This is a genomic window from Bartonella sp. AP7XZML (assembly GCF_042195745.1).
Taxonomy (GTDB): domain Bacteria; phylum Pseudomonadota; class Alphaproteobacteria; order Rhizobiales; family Rhizobiaceae; genus Bartonella.
Genome location: NZ_JBHIOT010000118.1, coordinates 1 through 2108, shown reverse-complemented (window position 1 = coordinate 2108; position 2108 = coordinate 1). Strand labels below are relative to the sequence as shown.

General features: G+C 41.7%; 2 protein-coding genes. Both read right to left on the bottom strand.

Features of this window, described 5'->3' with window-relative positions; all coding sequences use genetic code 11:
• Positions 1-1916 (bottom strand): VirB4 family type IV secretion/conjugal transfer ATPase (locus ACFILT_RS09305; RefSeq protein WP_375679975.1); only part of this gene is annotated, 1916 nt, incomplete at its 3' end.
• Positions 1913-2108: VirB3 family type IV secretion system protein (locus tag ACFILT_RS09300; RefSeq protein WP_375679974.1), on the bottom strand; the 196-nt coding region annotated here is incomplete at its 5' end. The genes ACFILT_RS09305 and ACFILT_RS09300, both read right to left, overlap by 4 nt.

Here is a 2108-nt window from a genome sequence, read left to right as displayed (position 1 = left end):
GCTTTCCAAAACTCATCAATGACAATGATAATACGACGCCCATCAATCAGAGACAAAATCCTATGAAAAAGATACATCATCAAGGGTGGACGAATTTCATTATTGTCTAAAAAATCCGTCATGTCATAGCCAATAAATTTTGCATCAATGCCAATGTCATCATCAGGATTGTCAAAAACCCACCCTAAGGCATTGCCTTTACACCATCTTTCTAAACGACCCGATATCCCCTCCCTGTGCGTGGTGTCAAAAAACATTTGTAAGGCGGAGATCGTCCGTTGTTCTTGTGGCAACAAGGCAAGCTGGTCAACAGCCGCTGTGATGTCTTGTCTTTCTGATTCACTGATCTTTTGATCTTCAGACGAAACAAGCTTGATAATCCATTGGCGTAAAAAAACTCTATCTGCTGGATTGTTATAGTCTAAGCCTTTTAGCGGTGCTATGCCTGTCGGTTTACCATTCTTCAAGGGCATATAAGTGCCGCCACCCGCTCTGACAAAAAGTTCTGCACCCCGATCTTTGTCAAAAAAGACCATATTGGGATCATGTTTTTGAAGTTGTGCTAAAAGAAAATTGACAATAACCGTTTTCCCAGAACCAGAGGGACCACAAACAAACGTATTGCCTAAATCACCAAAGTGAAAGTTAAAATAAAACGGTGAACCAGCAGAGGTTTTCATCAAGGCTACCGCCGGTCCCCACACATTGCCATCTATTTTTCCAACCGGAAAAGAATGAAAAGGAGAAAGCGCTGCATAGTTGCGGCTTGTTATTGCACCAGAGCGGGTGCGATAAGCATAATTGCCAGGCAATTGTGCCCACCAAGCCGCCGCTAACCCTAAATCTTCCCGCGCAATGACAGCCCCACCATTCGTAAGATGAGAACGCGCTTTGGCAAGATTATCCGCTAATTCTTGCGGCGTATCAGCAAAAACTGCCAATGATAAATGATGTTCCCCTAAAACAAAACGATTGGATTCAAGATCATCAAGCGCATCATCAAGTTCCATAATTTGTGAACCTGCTCGATCTCCTGCATTGACCATTTGGTTTTGTTTGCGCCCCATAATCTGTTTGGCAGCATTTTTGCTCTTGAAAACAAAAGATTGGGTGAAAATAAATTCAAAGGGAAGGGTGAGCAAACCATCCGCCATGCCTACCCTGGTTTTTGCTGGATATTCTTTCCAACCAAACATGCCCGCAAATCTCTGTCCTGACTCAGTGCGTATTTCTATGATCTCTTTCCCGAAAATAAGACGGTCTGAGTAAACAGTCGAAGCTATCGTCCCCCATGTGAGAGGGATACGTTCACGACGACCTCCCACCAATTGGTGGATAAACTCACTTTGCTGCGAATAAATATTACCTTCATGTTCATAAAGGCTCAGTCTTTTTGCACCATAACGCTCTAAATTTTGAATAAGATCTGTTGTAATATCTTCAAGCTTGCGAATGGACTCTGTATCAACTTCTGTCTTTTCTTGCTTGGCTTTGCCTAAACGTTTGAAAAACTCCACTAATTTATCCGTTTGATCAACGTGTGGATTCCACAAAATCGAAAGATAAAGATCATTGCGATAAAGCTCCTGAGAAACCATCCGCTCGCGATATTTATCATCTAATTGCTTGGCAAATGCCGATCTAAAAGTGCCATCCGGATAAATCGTTTCACGCTTTCTGATAATATGGCTATAAAGCGCTATCCGTTCATCCGCAATGTTTTTAAAAAGATTATTGAGTTGTTCGTGAAGCACATTGAGATCAATAATATCCGCTGTCTCAAAGTTAATCCCTTCAAGTTTAATAACGCTCATGAGAGCGCGTGAATCCAGCGCAATGATATGCTTGTTAACATGGCGCACGTAAGGGATAATCGCCTCTGGCTGCTTTTCACGCTTGCGCTCTGTTGTGTTCATTGTAATTCCTCATAATTACGAATTAATCGTAATGGAGAAATACTTCCCCCGCCCCATAGACTAGAGTTTTTGGCAAAAATAGATGTCTTTTGCCATGTCAGAAGAATACGAAATTTGTTATGGTCATGCTTTAGGATTTCCTTGAATATGAAATGCATGGCAATACCAATGGTTACAAGAAAAATATTGCCT